At 66.3% G+C, this 16,541-nt stretch carries 18 protein-coding genes; 9 read left to right on the forward strand and 9 right to left on the reverse strand.

Annotated features, from left to right (window positions below):
• Positions 1-232, reverse strand: a 232-nt coding sequence (locus ACQR2C_RS13815) for a hypothetical protein (RefSeq protein ID WP_434881356.1), incomplete at its 3' end; no start/stop codon positions are given.
• 155 nt (positions 233-387) lie between these two features.
• On the opposite strand from ACQR2C_RS13815, the gene ACQR2C_RS13820 reads away from it, so the two are divergent.
• Entirely contained in the window at positions 388-900 is a 513-nt protein-coding gene (locus ACQR2C_RS13820; RefSeq protein ID WP_434881357.1) for a GNAT family N-acetyltransferase, read from the forward strand.
• A gap of 37 nt (positions 901-937) precedes the next feature.
• Here the strand turns inward: ACQR2C_RS13820 and ACQR2C_RS13825 are convergent, their stop codons facing one another.
• The 4 genes from ACQR2C_RS13825 to ACQR2C_RS13840 all read right to left on the reverse strand — a co-directional run bounded on the left by ACQR2C_RS13825 (position 938) and on the right by ACQR2C_RS13840 (position 4,139).
• Positions 938-1,222: a type II toxin-antitoxin system RelE/ParE family toxin gene (locus ACQR2C_RS13825; RefSeq protein WP_434874269.1), complete on the reverse strand. Its 285-nt coding sequence runs from the start codon at positions 1,220-1,222 to the stop codon at positions 938-940.
• A complete protein-coding gene (locus ACQR2C_RS13830; protein WP_434874270.1) occupies positions 1,219-1,509 on the reverse strand; it encodes a hypothetical protein in 291 nt (96 codons plus the stop codon). The genes ACQR2C_RS13825 and ACQR2C_RS13830 overlap by 4 nt, the downstream gene beginning before the upstream one ends.
• A gap of 617 nt (positions 1,510-2,126) precedes the next feature.
• Positions 2,127-3,734 carry a Na+/H+ antiporter gene (locus ACQR2C_RS13835; protein ID WP_434881358.1) on the reverse strand — a complete coding sequence of 536 codons (1,608 nt, stop codon included), beginning with the start codon at positions 3,732-3,734 and terminating at the stop codon, positions 2,127-2,129.
• Positions 3,735-3,764: 30 nt separating this feature from the next.
• The gene (locus ACQR2C_RS13840; protein WP_315801752.1) at positions 3,765-4,139 is read right to left on the reverse strand and encodes a nuclear transport factor 2 family protein; all 375 of its coding nucleotides are present in this window, start codon (positions 4,137-4,139) and stop codon (positions 3,765-3,767) included.
• Positions 4,140-4,358: 219 nt separating this feature from the next.
• Here ACQR2C_RS13840 and ACQR2C_RS13845 point away from each other — a divergent pair, with 219 nt between their 5' ends.
• Positions 4,359-6,263, forward strand: a complete 1,905-nt coding sequence (locus ACQR2C_RS13845; protein WP_434881359.1) for a caspase family protein — start codon at positions 4,359-4,361, stop codon at positions 6,261-6,263.
• Here ACQR2C_RS13845 and ACQR2C_RS13850 read toward each other — a convergent pair whose 3' ends face one another.
• Both ACQR2C_RS13850 and ACQR2C_RS13855 read right to left on the reverse strand, forming a co-directional pair.
• A complete protein-coding gene (locus ACQR2C_RS13850; protein ID WP_315801750.1) occupies positions 6,264-6,956 on the reverse strand; it encodes a DUF1345 domain-containing protein in 693 nt (230 codons plus the stop codon).
• A gap of 9 nt (positions 6,957-6,965) precedes the next feature.
• Positions 6,966-7,886 (reverse strand): polyprenyl synthetase family protein, encoded by a 921-nt coding sequence (locus ACQR2C_RS13855; RefSeq protein ID WP_315801749.1) that lies wholly within the window; start codon positions 7,884-7,886, stop codon positions 6,966-6,968.
• A gap of 186 nt (positions 7,887-8,072) precedes the next feature.
• On the opposite strand from ACQR2C_RS13855, the gene mtgA reads away from it, so the two are divergent.
• The 3 genes from mtgA (at position 8,073) to ACQR2C_RS13870 (ending at position 10,011) form a co-directional block, all read left to right on the forward strand.
• Positions 8,073-8,744, forward strand: coding sequence for a monofunctional biosynthetic peptidoglycan transglycosylase (gene mtgA / locus ACQR2C_RS13860; RefSeq protein WP_434881492.1), 672 nt, complete (start codon positions 8,073-8,075; stop codon positions 8,742-8,744).
• A gap of 167 nt (positions 8,745-8,911) precedes the next feature.
• Complete coding sequence (gene rpmF / locus ACQR2C_RS13865; protein ID WP_006610266.1) at positions 8,912-9,094, forward strand: 50S ribosomal protein L32; 183 nt, start codon at positions 8,912-8,914, stop codon at positions 9,092-9,094.
• Between the two features lie 188 nt (positions 9,095-9,282).
• The gene (locus tag ACQR2C_RS13870) at positions 9,283-10,011 is read left to right on the forward strand and encodes a hypothetical protein (RefSeq protein WP_434881360.1); all 729 of its coding nucleotides are present in this window, start codon (positions 9,283-9,285) and stop codon (positions 10,009-10,011) included.
• A gap of 15 nt (positions 10,012-10,026) precedes the next feature.
• On the opposite strand, the gene ACQR2C_RS13875 is transcribed toward ACQR2C_RS13870, so the two are convergent.
• Positions 10,027-10,248, reverse strand: a complete 222-nt coding sequence (locus tag ACQR2C_RS13875; RefSeq protein WP_315801747.1) for a hypothetical protein — start codon at positions 10,246-10,248, stop codon at positions 10,027-10,029.
• A gap of 367 nt (positions 10,249-10,615) precedes the next feature.
• Between ACQR2C_RS13875 and ACQR2C_RS13880 the strand changes: the two genes are divergently transcribed.
• Positions 10,616-12,283 carry an EAL domain-containing protein gene (locus ACQR2C_RS13880; RefSeq protein WP_434881493.1) on the forward strand — a complete coding sequence of 556 codons (1,668 nt, stop codon included), beginning with the start codon at positions 10,616-10,618 and terminating at the stop codon, positions 12,281-12,283.
• A 39-nt stretch (positions 12,284-12,322) separates the two neighbouring features.
• Here ACQR2C_RS13880 and phaR read toward each other — a convergent pair whose 3' ends face one another.
• Positions 12,323-12,922 carry a polyhydroxyalkanoate synthesis repressor PhaR gene (gene phaR, locus ACQR2C_RS13885; protein WP_257167926.1) on the reverse strand — a complete coding sequence of 200 codons (600 nt, stop codon included), beginning with the start codon at positions 12,920-12,922 and terminating at the stop codon, positions 12,323-12,325.
• Positions 12,923-13,305: 383 nt separating this feature from the next.
• Here phaR and ACQR2C_RS13890 point away from each other — a divergent pair, with 383 nt between their 5' ends.
• The 3 genes from ACQR2C_RS13890 (at position 13,306) to yddG (ending at position 16,507) form a co-directional block, all read left to right on the forward strand.
• Complete coding sequence (locus tag ACQR2C_RS13890; protein WP_315801746.1) at positions 13,306-14,484, forward strand: acetyl-CoA C-acetyltransferase; 1,179 nt, start codon at positions 13,306-13,308, stop codon at positions 14,482-14,484.
• A 271-nt stretch (positions 14,485-14,755) separates the two neighbouring features.
• Positions 14,756-15,481: a beta-ketoacyl-ACP reductase gene (locus ACQR2C_RS13895; RefSeq protein WP_315801745.1), complete on the forward strand. Its 726-nt coding sequence runs from the start codon at positions 14,756-14,758 to the stop codon at positions 15,479-15,481.
• Positions 15,482-15,634: 153 nt separating this feature from the next.
• Complete coding sequence (gene yddG, locus ACQR2C_RS13900) at positions 15,635-16,507, forward strand: aromatic amino acid exporter YddG (protein ID WP_434881361.1); 873 nt, start codon at positions 15,635-15,637, stop codon at positions 16,505-16,507.
• Positions 16,508-16,541 lie beyond the last annotated feature (34 nt).

A 16,541-nucleotide genomic window follows, 5' to 3' on the forward strand; every position in this document is an offset into this window, starting at 1 on the left:
ATTTGGCGATGCTCAAGACCGCAGAAGAATCCACGCCATGCACCATGTCCAGTCTGTCTGAACCGGACAGCCGTGGGACAAGCCCGGCCATGACGATGGGGAAGCAAGCGTGCGCGTCATTCAGGTCGCGGCATACGCGTTCGCCGTGGCGCAGGGCGCCGAAAGCACGAGGAAGAGCCGGCAAAGCGACCTCCTCTTCAAAGTGCAACCTTGAGAGCGGCCAGCCCTGCAACCGTCAGCTGCTTGTGCCGCGCGCCTCAGTCTGGAATTTTCATCCGTGGATCAGCCGCTACGCGCCGCTGCCGTGACCGGCACGATCCGCCGGCCACGCCCCACTGCTGCCCGCATGATCAGCACCTTGAGGCCTGCTGAAAAAGGGACGCCTCGATGACTCTCGATATCCGTGAAATGGAGCTCGCCGAGACCTCGCTGGTCATCGACTACTTCTATGCGTCGAGCATCGAGCAGCTCGACCTGATGGGCATCGATCCGACGCGGATGCCGACCAGGGCGGTCTGGAGCAGCCTGTTCAAGACGCTCTACGCGACGCCGCTCGCCGAGCGCGCGGCGCTGCTGGTGATCTGGCGGCTCGACGGCCGGCCGATCGGCTTCTCCAGCTGCGACCGCATCGTCTTCGGCAATCGCGCCCACATGCATCTGCACGTCACCGAGCCGGAGCTGCGCGGCCGCGGCCTCGGCGCCGCATGCGTCAGCCGCAGCGTCGACCTGTATTTCGAGAAGCTGCAGCTCAAGCAGCTGTTCTGCGAGCCGCACGCCTACAACACCGCCTCCAACCGCGCGCTGCAGAAGGCGGGTTTCCGCTACTTGAAGACCTACAAGACCGTGCCTGGCCCGATGAACTACCACCAGGCGGTAACACGCTGGATGATCGAGCGGTGAGGCGGGTGCCGCTCTGCAGCATGGAGCGTGACGAGGATTAGAACGGCTCGTCCTGAGCGGTATGCCGGACGTGCAAGATGATCACTTCGTCCAACGCGGCGTCGACAGCATAGAAGATCCGGAAAGGGTAACGCACCACGGACAAGACGCGAACCTCCGGCTCATCGGTGATATGTCCGGCCAAGGGAAAGTCCGCGAGAATGGACGTCAGCCGTTCGATACGTGCAACGACCGAAGAGGCGGCAGCCGGATTGCGCTCGTGAATATAGGAAAAGATGTCCTCGATCTCGGCAAGCGACGAATGAGACCATCGAACTCTCATGCCCGATAGCGGTTGAACATGGCCGCGACTGCTGCGTCATCGGCGAGCTTCCGCTCCCGCATCTCCTGCAATCCGCGTTGGACGGCCTTGCGCTCATTATCGCTCAGGCGATACGGACCGAGGTGCCGTGTTTCGATATCTTCCAAAGATCGCACGAACTCGGCCTGGGCCTGATCCGGCCAAGCCGCAACGCGCTCCAGGAGCATTTCGAGAGCTTCTCGGGTCATGAGGTCATTATAGCAGAATGCGCCGCGTCTCGCATCACAGTCGTAGGCGGCCGCCAGCAATCGCGAATATCGGTTTTGCCCGTCGCGTTACCATGTCGCAGCTGTCAGGCCTTGTGCCGTCGGGCAAATCAGATCGATGTTTCCGCCCGTCCCGCCTCGCTCACGAGGGGCGCTTCGCGGTCGTCACGAACGTGGAGGCGGGATGCGGTGGACGCGACGTGGCGCAGTGAGCTCGGTGCTTGCGGACGAACGTCATGGCGCGGACGGTCAAGTCGCATGGTCCTGACATCCCGATGCTGATGCCAAGCTGGCGGTGATGATCCGCTGGCGACGGGGGCAAGAAAGCCCGGTCCCCGGGGAGAGTGCGAAGCAGCCGTTAAAACCATCGCGCAGGGAGGGCCGGGTCTGTCCGGCTGAACCTGTGGTTCCTGCCGCCTGCATTCTTTTCGCAGGCGGGCCACGGGCCTCAGTCGGGGCCCGGCCTTCCCTGCGCCCTCTGTTGAGAGAGGGCGAGAGAGACATCAATGCTCGGACGCGAAACGCGGGTGCGAGGATGAGATGCTGTGTCTACAAATTCAGTCGCCGTATCTGTACCCCCGCTCAATCCACGTCATTGCGAGCGCAGCTCGAAATGACGGCGTGCGTGTTGATGAGCGATTGCGCTCAACAATCCACTTCTACAACGGCAACTCCCCGTACTCCCGGTTGGCGAGGCTCGCCTCCTCCAGATCGAGGTCGCGCTCGATGCGGCGGCGGGTTTCGTCGGTGATCTGGCCGTCGCGGAGCATGGCGTGAATGCTCTTGCGCTCGACGCCGATCAGCTCGCGGGTCAGCTCGATGCCGAGCGCGGAGGCGTCGTAGTCGTCGGGGTTGAGCGCCTCCGGCAGCTGGTTGACGCGCACCTCGTGCCTCGCGCGCAGCAGCCGCATGACCTCCTCGGAAATCTCGCGATCGCTGGTCATCATCTCCAGCGACTTCAGCGCCCGGTCGAGCGCTTCGCGGCGGGCGGCGATCTCCTGCTCGTGCTCGCGGACATGCTCGGCGCGGCCCTCGCGGCCGACGCCGAGCCAGCGCACCACCAGCGGCAAGGTCAGGCCGAGCCCGATCAGGGTGAAGAAGATCACGCCGAAGGCGATGAACAGGATCTCGTCGCGATAGGGAAACGCATCGCCGCTCGCCAATGTGAGCGGCAGCGCCAGCGCGGTCGCGAGCGAGACCGTGCCGCGCACGCCGGTGAAGCCGATGATGAAGGTCTGCTGCCACGGCGGCAGCGGATCCCTGGCGCGCAGGGAGGGGCTCAGCACGCGCGGCAGGATGGTGGCCGGAAAGGTCCAGGTGAAGCGCGCGATCACGACGATCGCGACCACCAGCGCGGTGGCGATCATGATCTCGTCGAGCGGGAAGGCCTTCGACTTCTCGTAGATCAGCCGCATCTGGAAGCCGGTCAAGAGGAACAGCATGCCCTCGATCAGGTAGACGACGAGGTCCCAGAAGAACACGCCCTGGAGGCGGGTTGCGGAGGAGATCCAGAGCGGTCCGTTCCAGCTCATATAGAGGCCGCAGGCGACCGTGGCGATCACGCCGGAGCCGCCGACATGCTCGGGGATCCAGTAGGCGAGATAGGGTGTCAGCAGCGACAGCGTGATCTCGACCTGCGGATCCCGGGCGTAATGGCGGGCGCGCAGCATCAGCCAGCCGACGCCGATGCCGAACGCGATCTCGCCCACCACGATCAGGGCGAACTCGCCGGCCGCGACCGGAAAGGAGAAGGCGCCGGTGGTGATGGCGGCTACCGCGAAGCGATAGAGGATGAGCGCCGTCGCGTCATTGGCGAGGCCCTCGCCTTCGAGGATGACCATCACCCGGCGCGGCAGGTGCAGCCGCCGGGCGATGGCGAGCGGCGCGACGACGTCGGGCGGCGCCACGATGGCGCCGAGCAGGAAGCCGAGGCTCCAGGACAGGCCGAGAAGATAGTGGGTCGCGATCGCCACCATGGAGGCGGTGAAGATCACGCAGCCGACGGCGAGCAGCACGATCGGCCGCAGATTGCGCTTGAACTCGCGCCAGCTCATCGCGACGCTCGACGAATAGATCAACGGCGGCAGCACCACCAGCAGCACCAGCTCCGGCGGCAGCGCGAAGGCGGGCATGCCCGGCACGAAGGCCAGCGCGATGCCGGCGAGCATCAGCAGGATCGCCGGCGCCAGGTTGGCCCGCCGTGCAAGAAGGGCGGTTCCCGCCAGCACGGCCAGCAGGATCAGGAATATCTGAAAGTGAGCTTCCATGGCGGGGGGCCTGGCGTCCTTGCGCCGGCCTCAATCCCGGAGGTCGTAGCGGTAGGACTTCGACACGATCTGCCAGCCGTCCTTCAGCTTCATCGCCACCAGGTAATCGGTGAAATAGCGCGGCGGCAGCTGGCAGCGCACCTTGATGAAGGCGGTCTTGTCGTCCGAACGGTCGATGGTGACGATGAAGTCCTCGCGCGGCTTGCCTTCGCCCTTGGCGGAGGGGCGCTTGCGCACCCAGGCCAGCCAGTCCGGCACCGTGAGGATCTTGAGCTCGCCGTTGTCGACCCAGCGCAGGTCCGCGGTGGGGTGGAACACGGCGCCGAGCTTGTCGGCGTCGCCCTCGTAGAGCGCGTCGAAATAGCCCTGCACGACGGCCTCGACGGTGGAACGGTCTGCGCTCATGGCCAACTCCCTGGGGAACCGCGGACAAACAAGGATCGCATTTTCGATGCAAAACGGGGCTTGGCAAGCCATGAACTGCGGATGATGCTCCGTCGACAGAAATATCGTGGCCCAGGCGGGATGTCCCCGGACCGAACCTTGCGTGATCCCGGTCACAAGCCGAACGGCCGCAATCTGCTAGCAGTCCGAGCATGTTTCCCAGGCTATGGGGTAGGTACGATGTCGTGGTCAGTTCGATTGGGCGGTTTTCTCGTGGCGGCAGCGCTGCTGCTGGCCGGCCACCCGGCGCTCGCGGAGAAGCGGGTGGCGCTCGTCATCGGCAACTCCGCCTATCAGAACGTGCCGCAACTGACGAACCCGGTCAATGACGGCGCGGTCATGACGGCGACCTTCAAGAGCGCGGGCTTCGATGTCGTCGATTATCGGCGCGATCTCACCGCGCGGGAGACGCGCCGGGCACTGCGCGATTTCGCCGATGCCGCCCGCGATGCCGATATCGCGGTGGTCTACTACGCCGGCCACGGCATGGAGGTCGAAGGGTCGAACTATCTGATCCCGATCGACGCCCGGCTCGAGCGCGACACCGATGTCTACGACGAGACGCTGTCGCTCGACCGCATTCTGGTTGCCGTCGAGCCGGCGAAGAAGCTGCGCCTCGTCATTCTCGATGCCTGCCGTGACAACCCGTTCACCCGCAACATGCAGCGGACGGTGGCGACCCGCAGCCTCGGCCGCGGCCTCGCCAAGGTCGAGCCGACCAGCCCGAACACGCTGATCGCCTATTCCGCCAAGGCCGGTTCGACGGCGCAGGACGGCGACGGCAAGAACTCGCCATTCACGCTGGCGCTGTCGCGGCACATCGCGACGCCCGGCCTCGACGTCCGCAAGGCGTTCGGCTTCGTCCGCGACGAGGTGTTGAAGGCGACCGCCAACCGCCAGGAACCGTTCGTGTACGGCTCGCTCGGCGGCGAGGACGTGCCGCTGGTCCCCGGCGTGCCGCGCGTCGTGACGCAGATGCCGGTGACGCCGCCGCCGAACCCTCAGGCCGACATCCGGCGTGACTACGAGCTCGCGATGCAGGTCGGCAACAAGGGCGCGCTGAACGCCTTCCTGGCGCAGTACCCCGATGGCTTCTATGCGAGCCTCGCCAAGCTGCAGCTCGAAAAGCTTACCGCCGAGGAGAACCGCGTGGTCGCCGCCGAGAGAGCCCGCGCGACCGAGGCCGAGCGGGCGCGGCTCGCCGCCGAGGGGGCCCGCAAGGAGACGCTCGCCAAGGCGGAGGCCGAGGCCAAGGCGGCCGAGCAGGCCCGTCTGGCCGCAGAAAAGGCAACTCAGGTCGCGCAGCAGCAGGCGGCCGAGGCCGAGAAGAAGCGCGGGGAGCAGCAACTCGCGGCGGTCGACAATCCGCGCGCGGCGACATCGCCCGGCACGCCGACGGCCGCAGCGCCGCAGCAGGGGCCGCAGGTGGCCGCGCTCACCCCGGCCGCGCAGCCCGCCGATCTCACCAAGTCGGTGCAGCTCGAGCTGCGCCGGGTCGGCTGCCTCACGGAGGATGCCGATGGTGACTGGGGCTCAGCCTCGCGCCGCTCGCTGTCGCAGTTCAACCGCTATGCCGGCACCAAGCTCGACACCCAGGCGGCATCGGCCGATGCGCTCCAGGCGATCAAGCTCAAGCAGGCGCGGGTGTGCCCCCTGGTCTGCCAGCATGGCACCAAGCCGGACGGCGACCACTGCACCCGCATCGTCTGTGCCGAAGGCTCGTTCGTCAACGACGACAATGAATGCGAGAAGCGGCGCGACCGGAAGCCGGTCGCCAAGCGCGACAGCAGCGGCGACGAGGATGTGCCGTCGCGCCGCCGCGGCCGTGCGGCACCGGACGCCGGCCTGCCGATGCCGGCTCCCGGTACGGGCGTCGGGGTGGGGATCGGAGGTGGTGGCGGTCTCGGCATCGGGGCGGCCCCGGGCTACACCAGGCCGCAGACGCAGGCGGCCCGGCCCGCGAAGTCGGGCGGGCAGATCTATTGCGACGCCTATCTGTGCCGCACCGTCCGGCCCGGCTGCCGGCTCGAATATCGCGGCGGCGGCGGGCCGGCCAACAATGCCAGTGTCGAGGTATGCAACTGATCAGGAGGAGATCGCGCTGGCGGCGATGTTGACCATCAGGGCGACCAGCGCGGTGTTGTAGACGAACGAGATGATGCCGTGGACGGTCGCGGTGCGGCGAATGATCTTGTCGGTGATGCCGACGTCGGAGACCTGGGCGGTCATGCCGATGATGAAGGAGAAGTAGACGAAGTCCCAGTAGTCGGCGTGCTCGTCTTTGTCGCCGCTGGGGAATTGCAGGCCCCCAGGCTTGGCGCCGCGGTAATAATCATGGGCGTAGTGCAGGGCGAAGGTCGCATGCACCGCGGCCCAGGACAGCGAGACGGTGAGCAGCGCCAGCGTCAGCGCCGGAGCATCGCGCTTGGAAGCGCCGAGCTCGAGCACGATCGCGGCGATGCTGGCGAAGGCGCCCAGCGCCGTCACCATCAGGATCACGAAGCGGCCGTCGTCCTGCATGACCGCCTTGCGGCGGATGTGATGATGCTCGCTGCGCAGCATCATCACCGCGACCAGCACGAGGTAGATCGCGGTGAAGATGTCCCAGCCGATCAGCAGCCGCGTGATCAGGCGGAGCGCCGGCGGCAGCAGGAAGAACGCGACGATCGCGAGCCCCAGCGATATGAAGGTCCGCGGCCGCGCATAGATGACGCGCAGCGCAGCCGGCAGCCTTGCAAAGCGGGCGAGGTCCGGATCGTCAGGATGGACTCCGGCCAACGCCTCGCCTCAGCTCTTGCGTTCGGCGACGAAGTGGGCGGCCGCCCGCAGCACGTCGCCCTTGGCGCCGAAGATCGACAGCGCGGCATCGCCGCGGGCGAGCAGGTCGCGGACGCGCTGCCTGGCGCCCTCGATGCCGAGCTGGGTGACGAAGGTGGTCTTGCCGAGCTCGGCGTCGGCGCCGGCCGGCTTGCCGAGGGTCGCCGCATCGCCCTCGACGTCGAGCAGGTCGTCGGCGATCTGGAAGGCCTCTCCGAGCGCGCGGCCGTAATCGTCGAGCGCCTGGTACTCGGCCGCCGAGGCCTGACCGAGCAGGGCGCCGGCGATGCAGCCGAAGCGGAGCAGGGCGCCGGTCTTCATCTGCTGAACGCGGGCGACGTCGACCGGGCCGCTGTCGCCGAACCGGCCCTCGCCGGCGAGGTCGAGGATCTGGCCGCCGGCCATGCCGCCGACACCGGCGCAGCGGGCCAGCGCCCGGGTCAAAGCGAGGCGGACGCCGGCATCGGGATGGATCTCGTCGCGGGTGATGATGTCGAAGGCGATGGTCAGCAGGGCGTCACCGGCCAGGATCGCGGTGGCGTCGTCATAGGCCTTGTGCAGCGTGGGGCGGCCGCGGCGCAGATCGGAATTGTCCATCGCCGGCAGGTCGTCATGGATGAGGGAGTAGCAGTGGATGCATTCGAGTGCGGCGCCGGCCATCAGCGCGCCCCGGCGCGGGACGCCGAACACGGCGGCGCTCTCGACCACCAGGAACGGGCGCAGCCGCTTGCCGCCGTTCAGGCTGGAATAGCGCATCGATTCGATCAGCCGCTTCGGCCTGATGATCTCGTCGGCCATCGGCGCATCGGACAGGAGCTCCCCGAGCAGCGCTTCGGTCTCCTCCGCGGTCTTGTCCAGGCGTTGGGTGAAGTCGGTGGCCGTCGCAGTCATTTAAGAAGAGCTCCAGGGAGGCGAAATTCGCCGACAATCGTTGATGGCGGCGACTTCGTCAATTGCCGGGGCGGTGGCGGCTTTCAGCCGCAACGGCGGAAAAAAGCAGGAAACCACATCGAGATGTCGGATAATCCCGGCCAACTGGCCGCCCCCACGGCGGTCCCAACCGAGCGGCGCCTGCCCTTGCGTACCGTCAGAACCCTCCTCGTGATCGCCGTGCTGGTGCTGCTCGTGCCCTACGCGCTGACGCCGTTCTATGCCGTGGGTCACCCGGTCTCGACCCTGATGCTGTGGCGGACGGTGACGGGGCAGCCCGTGACGCGGCACTGGATCGACCTCTCGGCGATGTCGCCGTATCTGCCGCGCTCGGTGGTGGCGGCGGAGGATGCCAAATTCTGCAGCCATCACGGCATCGACTGGGGCGCGCTGCGCGAGGTCATGGACGATGCCGAGGACGGCGAGGTCAGCCGCGGCGGCTCGACCATCACCCAGCAGGTCGCCAAGAACCTGTTCCTGTGGCAGGGCCGCAGCTATGTCCGCAAGGCGCTGGAACTGCCGCTGGCGCTGTGGATCGACCTCGTCCTCGGCAAGCGGCGCATCCTCGAAATCTACCTCAACATCGCCGAGCTCGGCCCGTCCGGCCAGTTCGGCGCCGAAGCCGGCGCGAATTACGCCTTCAACCGCTCGGCCGCGGGGCTCGGCCCGCGCGAGGCGGCGCTGATGGCCTCGATCCTGCCGAACCCGGTCCGGCGCAGTGCCCGCACGCCCGGCCCCGGCGTGAGACGGCTGTCCGCAACCTATATGATGCGGGCGCAGTCCTCCGGCCTGCAGACCTGCTGGGGGGAGCGGCGGTAAGGTCCGAGCGGCGCAAATTTGGCCAAAAATGCCTCGGAGAGCCCTAGCCATGCCGCACCCCTTCCTCTATAAGCGCGGCCTTGATCGGCATCCGGGCTCGCCAGCTTCATGGCTGCAGCCGTCCTTTGCGGACGATGCCTTGCAAAAATACCCTAGAGGATACCGATATGGCCGTCCCCAGAAGAAAAACTTCGCCGTCGCGCCGCGGCATGCGCCGCTCGGCTGACGCGATCAAGAAGCCGACCTATGTCGAGGACAAGGATTCCGGCGAGCTGCGTCGTCCGCACCACCTGGACCTGAAGACCGGCATGTACAAGGGCCGCCAGGTCCTGAAGAAGAAAGACGCCTGATTGTCCGCGCGGGCCGCTTTCCAAGCCGCCCGAATTCGGCCATCGATGGGGTTGAAAGCGGTCCCGTGCGACGTGATTCGCCGGGACCGTTGCGTATCTGTGCCGCGTGATCCCGTCTCGCTGTCATCTTCTTCGCACCGATTGATTTTGCGCCGGGCCGCCGCCCGCGCCATCCAAGGCTTCAACCGATGTCCATGGTCGGTTTCCCGCTGCTGCTGATCCCGCTGGCGATCTACAACATGATCGTCTTCCTGATGCCGGGGGTCGCCTTCAGCGAGACGCTGCTGCGCCTTCAGCTTCCGTCCGGCGAGCTCTGGACGATCTCGCTCGGCGACATGCTGCTGGCCCTGGGCGTGCTGCTGCTGCTGCTTGAGATCATCAAGGCGGCGAAGCCGAACGGCAAATATCTCACCGACCACCTGCTGTCGTTGCTGGTCTTCGGCGGCGCCGCCGCCGAATTCGCGATGTGGCAGAAGTTCGGGAACTCGACCTTCCTGCTGCTGACCCTGCTGGCGATGGTCGACTTCTTCGGCGGAGTCTCGCTGCGCACCAAGCGCGCCGCCCGCGCCGTCGTCGCAGCCCCCGCGCCCATGCCACCAGCGCCGGCCGAAGCGACCGTGCCTGATCCGGAGCCTGAGCCGATCGAAGAGCCGGCCAGAGAAACGGTCAAGGAACCGACCAAGGTGGAGGTTGAGCAGGCGGAGGTTCAGAAGGCGGATGCTGCCGCGCCCGCCGTTGAAGAGCGGAGCGATGCCGTGCCGGCGGCTGCTTCGGTCGCCGAGTCCGTGCTGCTCGATCGCTCGGTCCCCCGGCCGGCTCCCGCGCCGACGACTGGCTGGGTCGCGGAGGCAAAGGAGACCGAGACCGCTGCACCTGACGCTCCAGAGCCGGCCAAACCCGACACGCCGAAGCCCTGAGGCGCAGGAGCGCGCTTAGATCATTTCTCGGGTCCGGCCGCCGGCACGCGTGACCGGCTGAAGCCTCGCCGCATAGGCACTGTGGACGTCGGCAGCGGCCGCGCGCCTGAGCGTGCGGGTCTGCGGCAGCTGCTCGGCGGTCGCGATCAGATGGGTCACGAAGCCGGCATCGGGGCGGGCTGCGCGAATGATCCGCGCGCGACGGTCATGGCTCGCATCGCTCGGCAGCAGCGTCACCGAGCGGGAGGTCTCCTCCAACCCGTCCAGGCGACCGCCGTCCTGATCAATCGTTAACATTGTCCAACCATCGCCGGCGCGATTGTCACGTTCTGGGACGCCGGTACCTTTCGCCCCTCGATCTCGCAAAAGCAATGCCGTCCCAAGCGTCGCTGGGCGCTGCATGTTCCAAACATGGTTGACGCGTCTCGGACACGCGCTCGTCGCCTCGGCATGCTCTCCGTTAACCAGAGATGCGTAGTCTGATTCGCGAAGTCGGCCGCCGCCGCTCGCGCGGGTACGCGTCGGCCGTTCCCAAATCAGCGCCGGTCCTGCCGGCCTGTGCCGAAACGAGGCGACCTTGACATCCGAATTGCCACAGACCGCGATGATCCTGGCGTCCCTGGGCCAAGCCGCCTTCGTCTGGGACCTGGCAAGCGACGTGATCGTCTGGAGCGATCACGTCGGGGCGGTGTTTGCCGATGTTCCGTTGCCGCAGCTCTGCAATGGGGCCGAGTTCAGCAAGCTGATCGAGCCGAACCGCGGCATCCGCACTGAGATCATGCTCCAGACGGCACCGCTATACGGCGCCAGCGGCACGCCGTACCGGATCGAATATGGCGTGCGCACCCACGCCGGGGCGCCGCTGATCTGGGTCGAGGAAACCGGCTGCTGGTTCGCAGGCTCCGACGGGCGGCCGGCCCGCGCCCAGGGCATCGTCCGGATCAACAACGAGCGCCACGCCCGCGAGGAGCAACTGCTCAAGCTGTCACGGCACGATCCGCTGACCGGCGAGCTGAACCGGACGCATCTGCTGGCGACGCTTGCCGAGGTGATCGAGGAGGCGCAGCGGTTCCGCTTCTCCTGCGCCTTCATGCTGGTCGGCATCGATCATCTCGCGCGCATCAACGACGCCTTCGGCTTCGACGTCGCCGACGGCGTCGTGCTGGAGATCGCGCAGCGCATCCGGGGCCGGCTCCGTGGTGGCGACACGCTCGGGCGGTTCTCGGGCAACAAGTTCGGGTTGATCCTGAAGAACTGTACGATGGACGACATGACCACCGCCGCCGAGCGCTTTCTCGCGACCGTGCGCGACGAGGTGGTGCCGACCAAGTCAGGTCCGGTCGCCGTCACCGCGACGATCGGCGCAGTGAGCGTTCCCCGTCACGCCCGCTCGGTCGAGGAAGCGGTCAACCGCGCCCATGAGACGCTCGACGCCGCCAAGCGCCGCCGCATCGGATCGTTCTCGACCTGGCGGCCGAACGTGGAGCGCGACGCGCAGCGCAAGGTCAACATCCGCGTCACTGACGAGATCGTGACGGCGCTCAATGAGCGGCGCATCGTCACGGCGTTCGAGCCGGTGGTGAATGCCAACACGCTTGCGCCCGCCTTCTATGAATGCCTGGTGCGGATGCGCCAGGATGACGGCCGGGCCTTGCTGGCGCCGGACGTCGTCCCGGTCGCCGAACGGCTCGGATTGATCCGTCTGGTCGATCACCGCATTCTGGAGCTGGTGGTGGCTGAGCTCGCGAGCACGCCCGACGTCACCCTGAGCCTCAACATCTCGCCTGAGACCACCATGGATCCGGACTGGTGGGCCTCGATCGAATCCATGATGCGCGCCCATCCTGGGGTCGCCGAACGGCTGATCGTCGAGATCACCGAGACGGTCGAGATCCAGGACGTCGACGATCTCCGCGGCTTCGTGACGCGGCTGAAGGATCTCGGCAGCCGAATCGCCATCGATGATTTCGGCGCCGGGCACACCTCGTTCCGCAATCTGCGCAAGCTCGGCGTCGACATCGTCAAGATCGACGGCGCCTTCGTGCAGAATCTCGTGCGCTCGGCTGACGACCGCGCCTTCGTCCAGACGCTGGTCGAGCTGGCGCGACGGCTGCAGATCAAGACGGTCGCGGAATGGGTGCAGGACGAGGCGTCGGTCGCGCTGCTGCGCGACTGGGGCTGCGATTACATCCAGGGCCGGGTGATCGGCCTCGCCTCGGTCGATCGGCCGTGGATCGAGCACGGCAGGGCAGAATTGCCGGCGGCGAGCTGATCAGCCGCCGGCCTCCAATCGCGGATCAAGCGGCAAGCGTCAGCCTTGCTGCTCGTCCTTCTTCGGCTCCGACATGCGGTCGAGCCGGTCCTGCATTTCCTTCATCTGGCGGCGCAGCTCGTCGATGTTGTCGTCGGCGGCGGCAGCAGCGGGCTCGGCGGCCTTCTCCTCGGCGCGGACCGCACCAGGCGCGAACGGCTTGAACATCGAGAAGGTCTGCTGGAACAGCTCCATGTTGCGGCGCACCTGCTCCTCGAGCGGCGCGAAAGGCGTCCCGCTGAAGGTGTCGGCGATCTGCTTGCGGAACTTCTCCTGCTCCTTGGTCAGTGTGTCGATCGACTGCTCCAGGTATTTGGGTACCACCATCTGCATGCTGTCGCCGTAGAAGCGGATCAACTGGCGCAGGAATGTGGTGGGCAGCAGGTTCTGTCCCGCCTTGTTCTCCTGCTCGAAGATGATCTGGGCGAGCACGGACCGGGTGATGTCGTCGCCGGTCTTGGCGTCGTAGACCAGGAAATCCTCCCCGTTCTTAACCATCGAGGCCAGATCTTCGAGGGTCACGTAGGTACTCGTCCCGGTATTGTAGAGCCGCCGGTTCGCGTATTTCTTGATCGTGGTGGGTTGGTCAGATTTCGCCATGAGCTCACACATGCAAACCGAGAACAGGGAACCCGGCGGCGTCGCCGCAGGGCGAAGAGCTACGCAATGCAATAACGTAATCACTTTCGGGCGAGTTCGGCTACGGTTTTGTGCGGAACGGTTAATCCCGCAGCAGAATTCCTGCTCACGAAACCGCCAAGCGTGCCAATTTGAATGCGCTGCAACAGGAATCGCTGATGCCGCCAATTGACATGTCGCAACGACGTTAACAGGATGAAGTGCGAAGGTTGCGCATCTGCCAATCCGAGGCTTGCGGACGGCCGGCGCGACCGTGAACGAAGAAATTCGGTTTGATTTCAAATACGCCCGATCTCTCAAGCCCTCGTTTCCACGTCCAAGATCAAGAACCCCAGGAGATGCTCATGTCAGACGATGTCGTCATCGTCAGCGCCGCCCGCACCGCGGTTGGAAGTTTCAACGGTGCCTTCGCCAGTGTCCCGGCCCATGAGCTGGGTGCGGTGGCCATCAAGGCCGCGCTGGAGCGCGCCGGTGTCGAGCCCGGCCGCGTCTCGGAGGTCATCATGGGCCAGATCCTGACTGCGGCGCAGGGCCAGAACCCGGCGCGCCAGGCCTCGATCGCCGCCGGCATTCCAGTCGAGAGCCCGGCCTGGGGCATCAACCAGCTGTGCGGCTCCGGCCTGCGCTCCGTTGCGCTCGGCTATCAGGCGCTCGTCAATGGCGACTCCGACATCGTGGTCGCCGGCGGCCAGGAGTCGATGAGCATGGCGGCGCATGCGCAATATCTGCGCGCCGGCGTGAAGATGGGCTCGCTCGATCTGGTCGACACGATGATCAAGGACGGCCTGTGGGACGCCTTCAATGGCTATCACATGGGCAACACCGCCGAGAACGTTGCGAAGCAATATCAGATCACGCGTGCGCAGCAGGACGAGTTCGCCGTTGCATCGCAGAACAAGGCCGAGGCGGCTCAGAAGGCCGGCAGGTTCAAGGACGAGATCGCGCCCGTGACGGTGAAGAGCCGCAAGGGCGACACTGTGGTCGACACCGACGAATATCCGCGTCATGGCGCGACGATCGAGGCCATGGCCAAGTTGCGCGCGGCCTTCGAGAAGGACGGCACGGTCACAGCCGGCAACGCGTCGGGCATCAATGACGGCGCAGCGGCCGTGGTGCTGATGACCGCCAAGCAGGCGGCCAAGGAAGGCAAGACCCCGCTCGCGCGGATCGTGTCCTGGGGCCAGGCCGGCGTCGATCCGAAGGTCATGGGCACCGGCCCGATCCCGGCGTCGCGCACGGCGCTGAAGAAGGCCGGTTGGAACATCGCCGACCTCGACCTGATCGAAGCCAACGAGGCGTTCGCCGCGCAGGCCTGTGCCGTGAACAAGGACCTCGGCTGGGATCCGGCCAAGGTCAACGTCAACGGCGGCGCGATCGCGATCGGCCATCCGATCGGCGCATCCGGCGCGCGCGTGCTCGTGACCCTGCTGCATGAGATGCAGAAGCGCGACGCTAAGAAGGGCCTCGCGACGCTGTGCATCGGCGGCGGCATGGGCATCGCGCTGTGCGTCGCACGCGACTAAAAAGCCGGCAGTGACTGCGAACCGTTCAGCCTTCGCAATCGCGTCCAGCTCAACTAAAGATCAACGCCCGGCGATCTCGCCGGGCGTTTTGTTCTTGATGTCCGTCAAACACGTCGCATAATCGACCACTAAAAAAATGGAGTTGAGCGAGCATGGATGGTCGTGCGGCAAGGTGATGGTCGCGCGGAGGTTCATGATCCAATAACAACGGTAGGCGCGGTGGCAGCCAGAGGTTGTCCTGTGCGATCAGTCATCGAGGGAAGGATTCGACATGGCACGTGTGGCGTTGGTGACGGGGGGAACGCGCGGTATCGGAGCGGCGATCAGCAAGGCGCTGAAGGCGGCTGGGTACAAGGTCGCGGCGAATTACGGCGGCAACGATGCCGCTGCGGAGAAGTTCAAGAGCGAGACCGATATCCCCGTCTACAAATGGGACGTCAGCTCGTTCGAGGCCTGCGGTGAGGGCATCAAGAAGGTCGAAGCCGATCTCGGTCCCGTCGATGTCCTGATCAACAATGCCGGCATCACCCGTGACACCGCCTTCCACAAGATGACGCTCGAGCAATGGAGCGCGGTGATCAACACCAATCTCGGCTCGCTGTTCAACATGACCCGCCCGGTCATCGAGGGCATGCGCGCGCGCAAGTTCGGCCGCATCATCAACATCTCCTCGATCAACGGCCAGAAGGGCCAGTTCGGCCAGGTCAACTACTCCGCGGCGAAGGCCGGCGACATCGGCTTCACCAAGGCGCTCGCGCTGGAGACGGCCAAGGCCGGCATCACCGTCAACGTGATCTGCCCAGGCTACATCAACACCGAGATGGTGCAGGCGGTGCCGAAGGACGTGCTCGAGAAAGCCATCCTGCCACTGATTCCGGTGGGGCGCCTCGGCGAGCCCGAGGAGATCGCGCGCGCCGTGGTGTTCCTCGCGGCCGACGAGGCAGGGGCCATCACCGGCTCGACGCTGTCGGTCAATGGTGGCCAGTACATGGTGTGATCTGCGCCGGCGGCGTTGCCTCCGGCCGCCGTCTGCGGCTAAGGAAAACGTGATGCCCGCGCTCGCCGCGGGCATTCACGTCTTGGACGCTCCCCGCACGGACGCAGGCGTGGGTGGCCGGCATGAGCCGGCCGTGACGGAGCCTGCCGCCTGATGTCCCAGCGCACTGCGACCCTGATCGGTCTGACCGCGATCCTGATGTGGTCGCTGCTCGCCTTGTTGACGGTCGCGACCGGCACGATTCCCGCCTTCCAACTGGCGGCAATGACCTTCGCGATCGGCGGTGCGGTCGGCCTGGCCAGTTTGATCCGTCGAACGGACGGGCTCCAGGTGCTGCGGCAGCCGGTGGCGGCGTGGGTCGTGGGCGTGGGCGGGCTGTTTGGCTACCACGCGCTTTATTTTCTGGCGCTGCGCTTCGCGCCACCGGCCGAGGCCGGGCTGCTGAACTATCTCTGGCCGCTGCTGATCGTGCTGTTCTCGGCCTTTCTGCCGGGCGAGCGGCTCGCGGTTCATCACGTGATCGGTGCCGGGATCGGTCTCGTCGGCACCGCGCTGCTGTTGCTCGGCAATGGTGCGAGCTTCGCTGCGAGCCAGTTGCCGGGGCTTGCGGCCGCCTTCGTCGCGGCGTTCGTGTGGGCGATCTATTCGGTGCTCTCGCGCCGTCTGAAGGCGGTGCCGACCGATGCCGTCGCCGGCTTCTGCCTGGCGACGTCCGCTCTCGCGGCCCTGGTCCATGTTGCGGTCGAGCGAACGGTCTGGCCTGACGGTCCGATGCAGTGGCTCGCTGTTGCCGGTCTCGGCATCGGTCCGGTCGGTGCTGCGTTCTATGCCTGGGACATCGGCATGAAGCGCGGCGACATTCGGGTGCTGGGTGCGGCGTCCTATGCGACGCCGCTGTTGTCGACGGCGTTCCTGATCGTTGCCGGCTACGCGCGGCCGAGCGCGACGATCGCCGTGGCGGCGCTGCTGATCGCCGGTGGCGGTCTGGTCGCGGCCAAGGACATGTTCCTTCTGCGCAAGCGCTGAGCGCTCGGGTGAAGGGCGAGGTGAGCGGAGTCAG

The sequence above is a fragment of the Bradyrhizobium sp. HKCCYLRH3061 genome, assembly GCF_051168015.1.
Classification (GTDB): Bacteria; Pseudomonadota; Alphaproteobacteria; order Rhizobiales; family Xanthobacteraceae; genus Bradyrhizobium.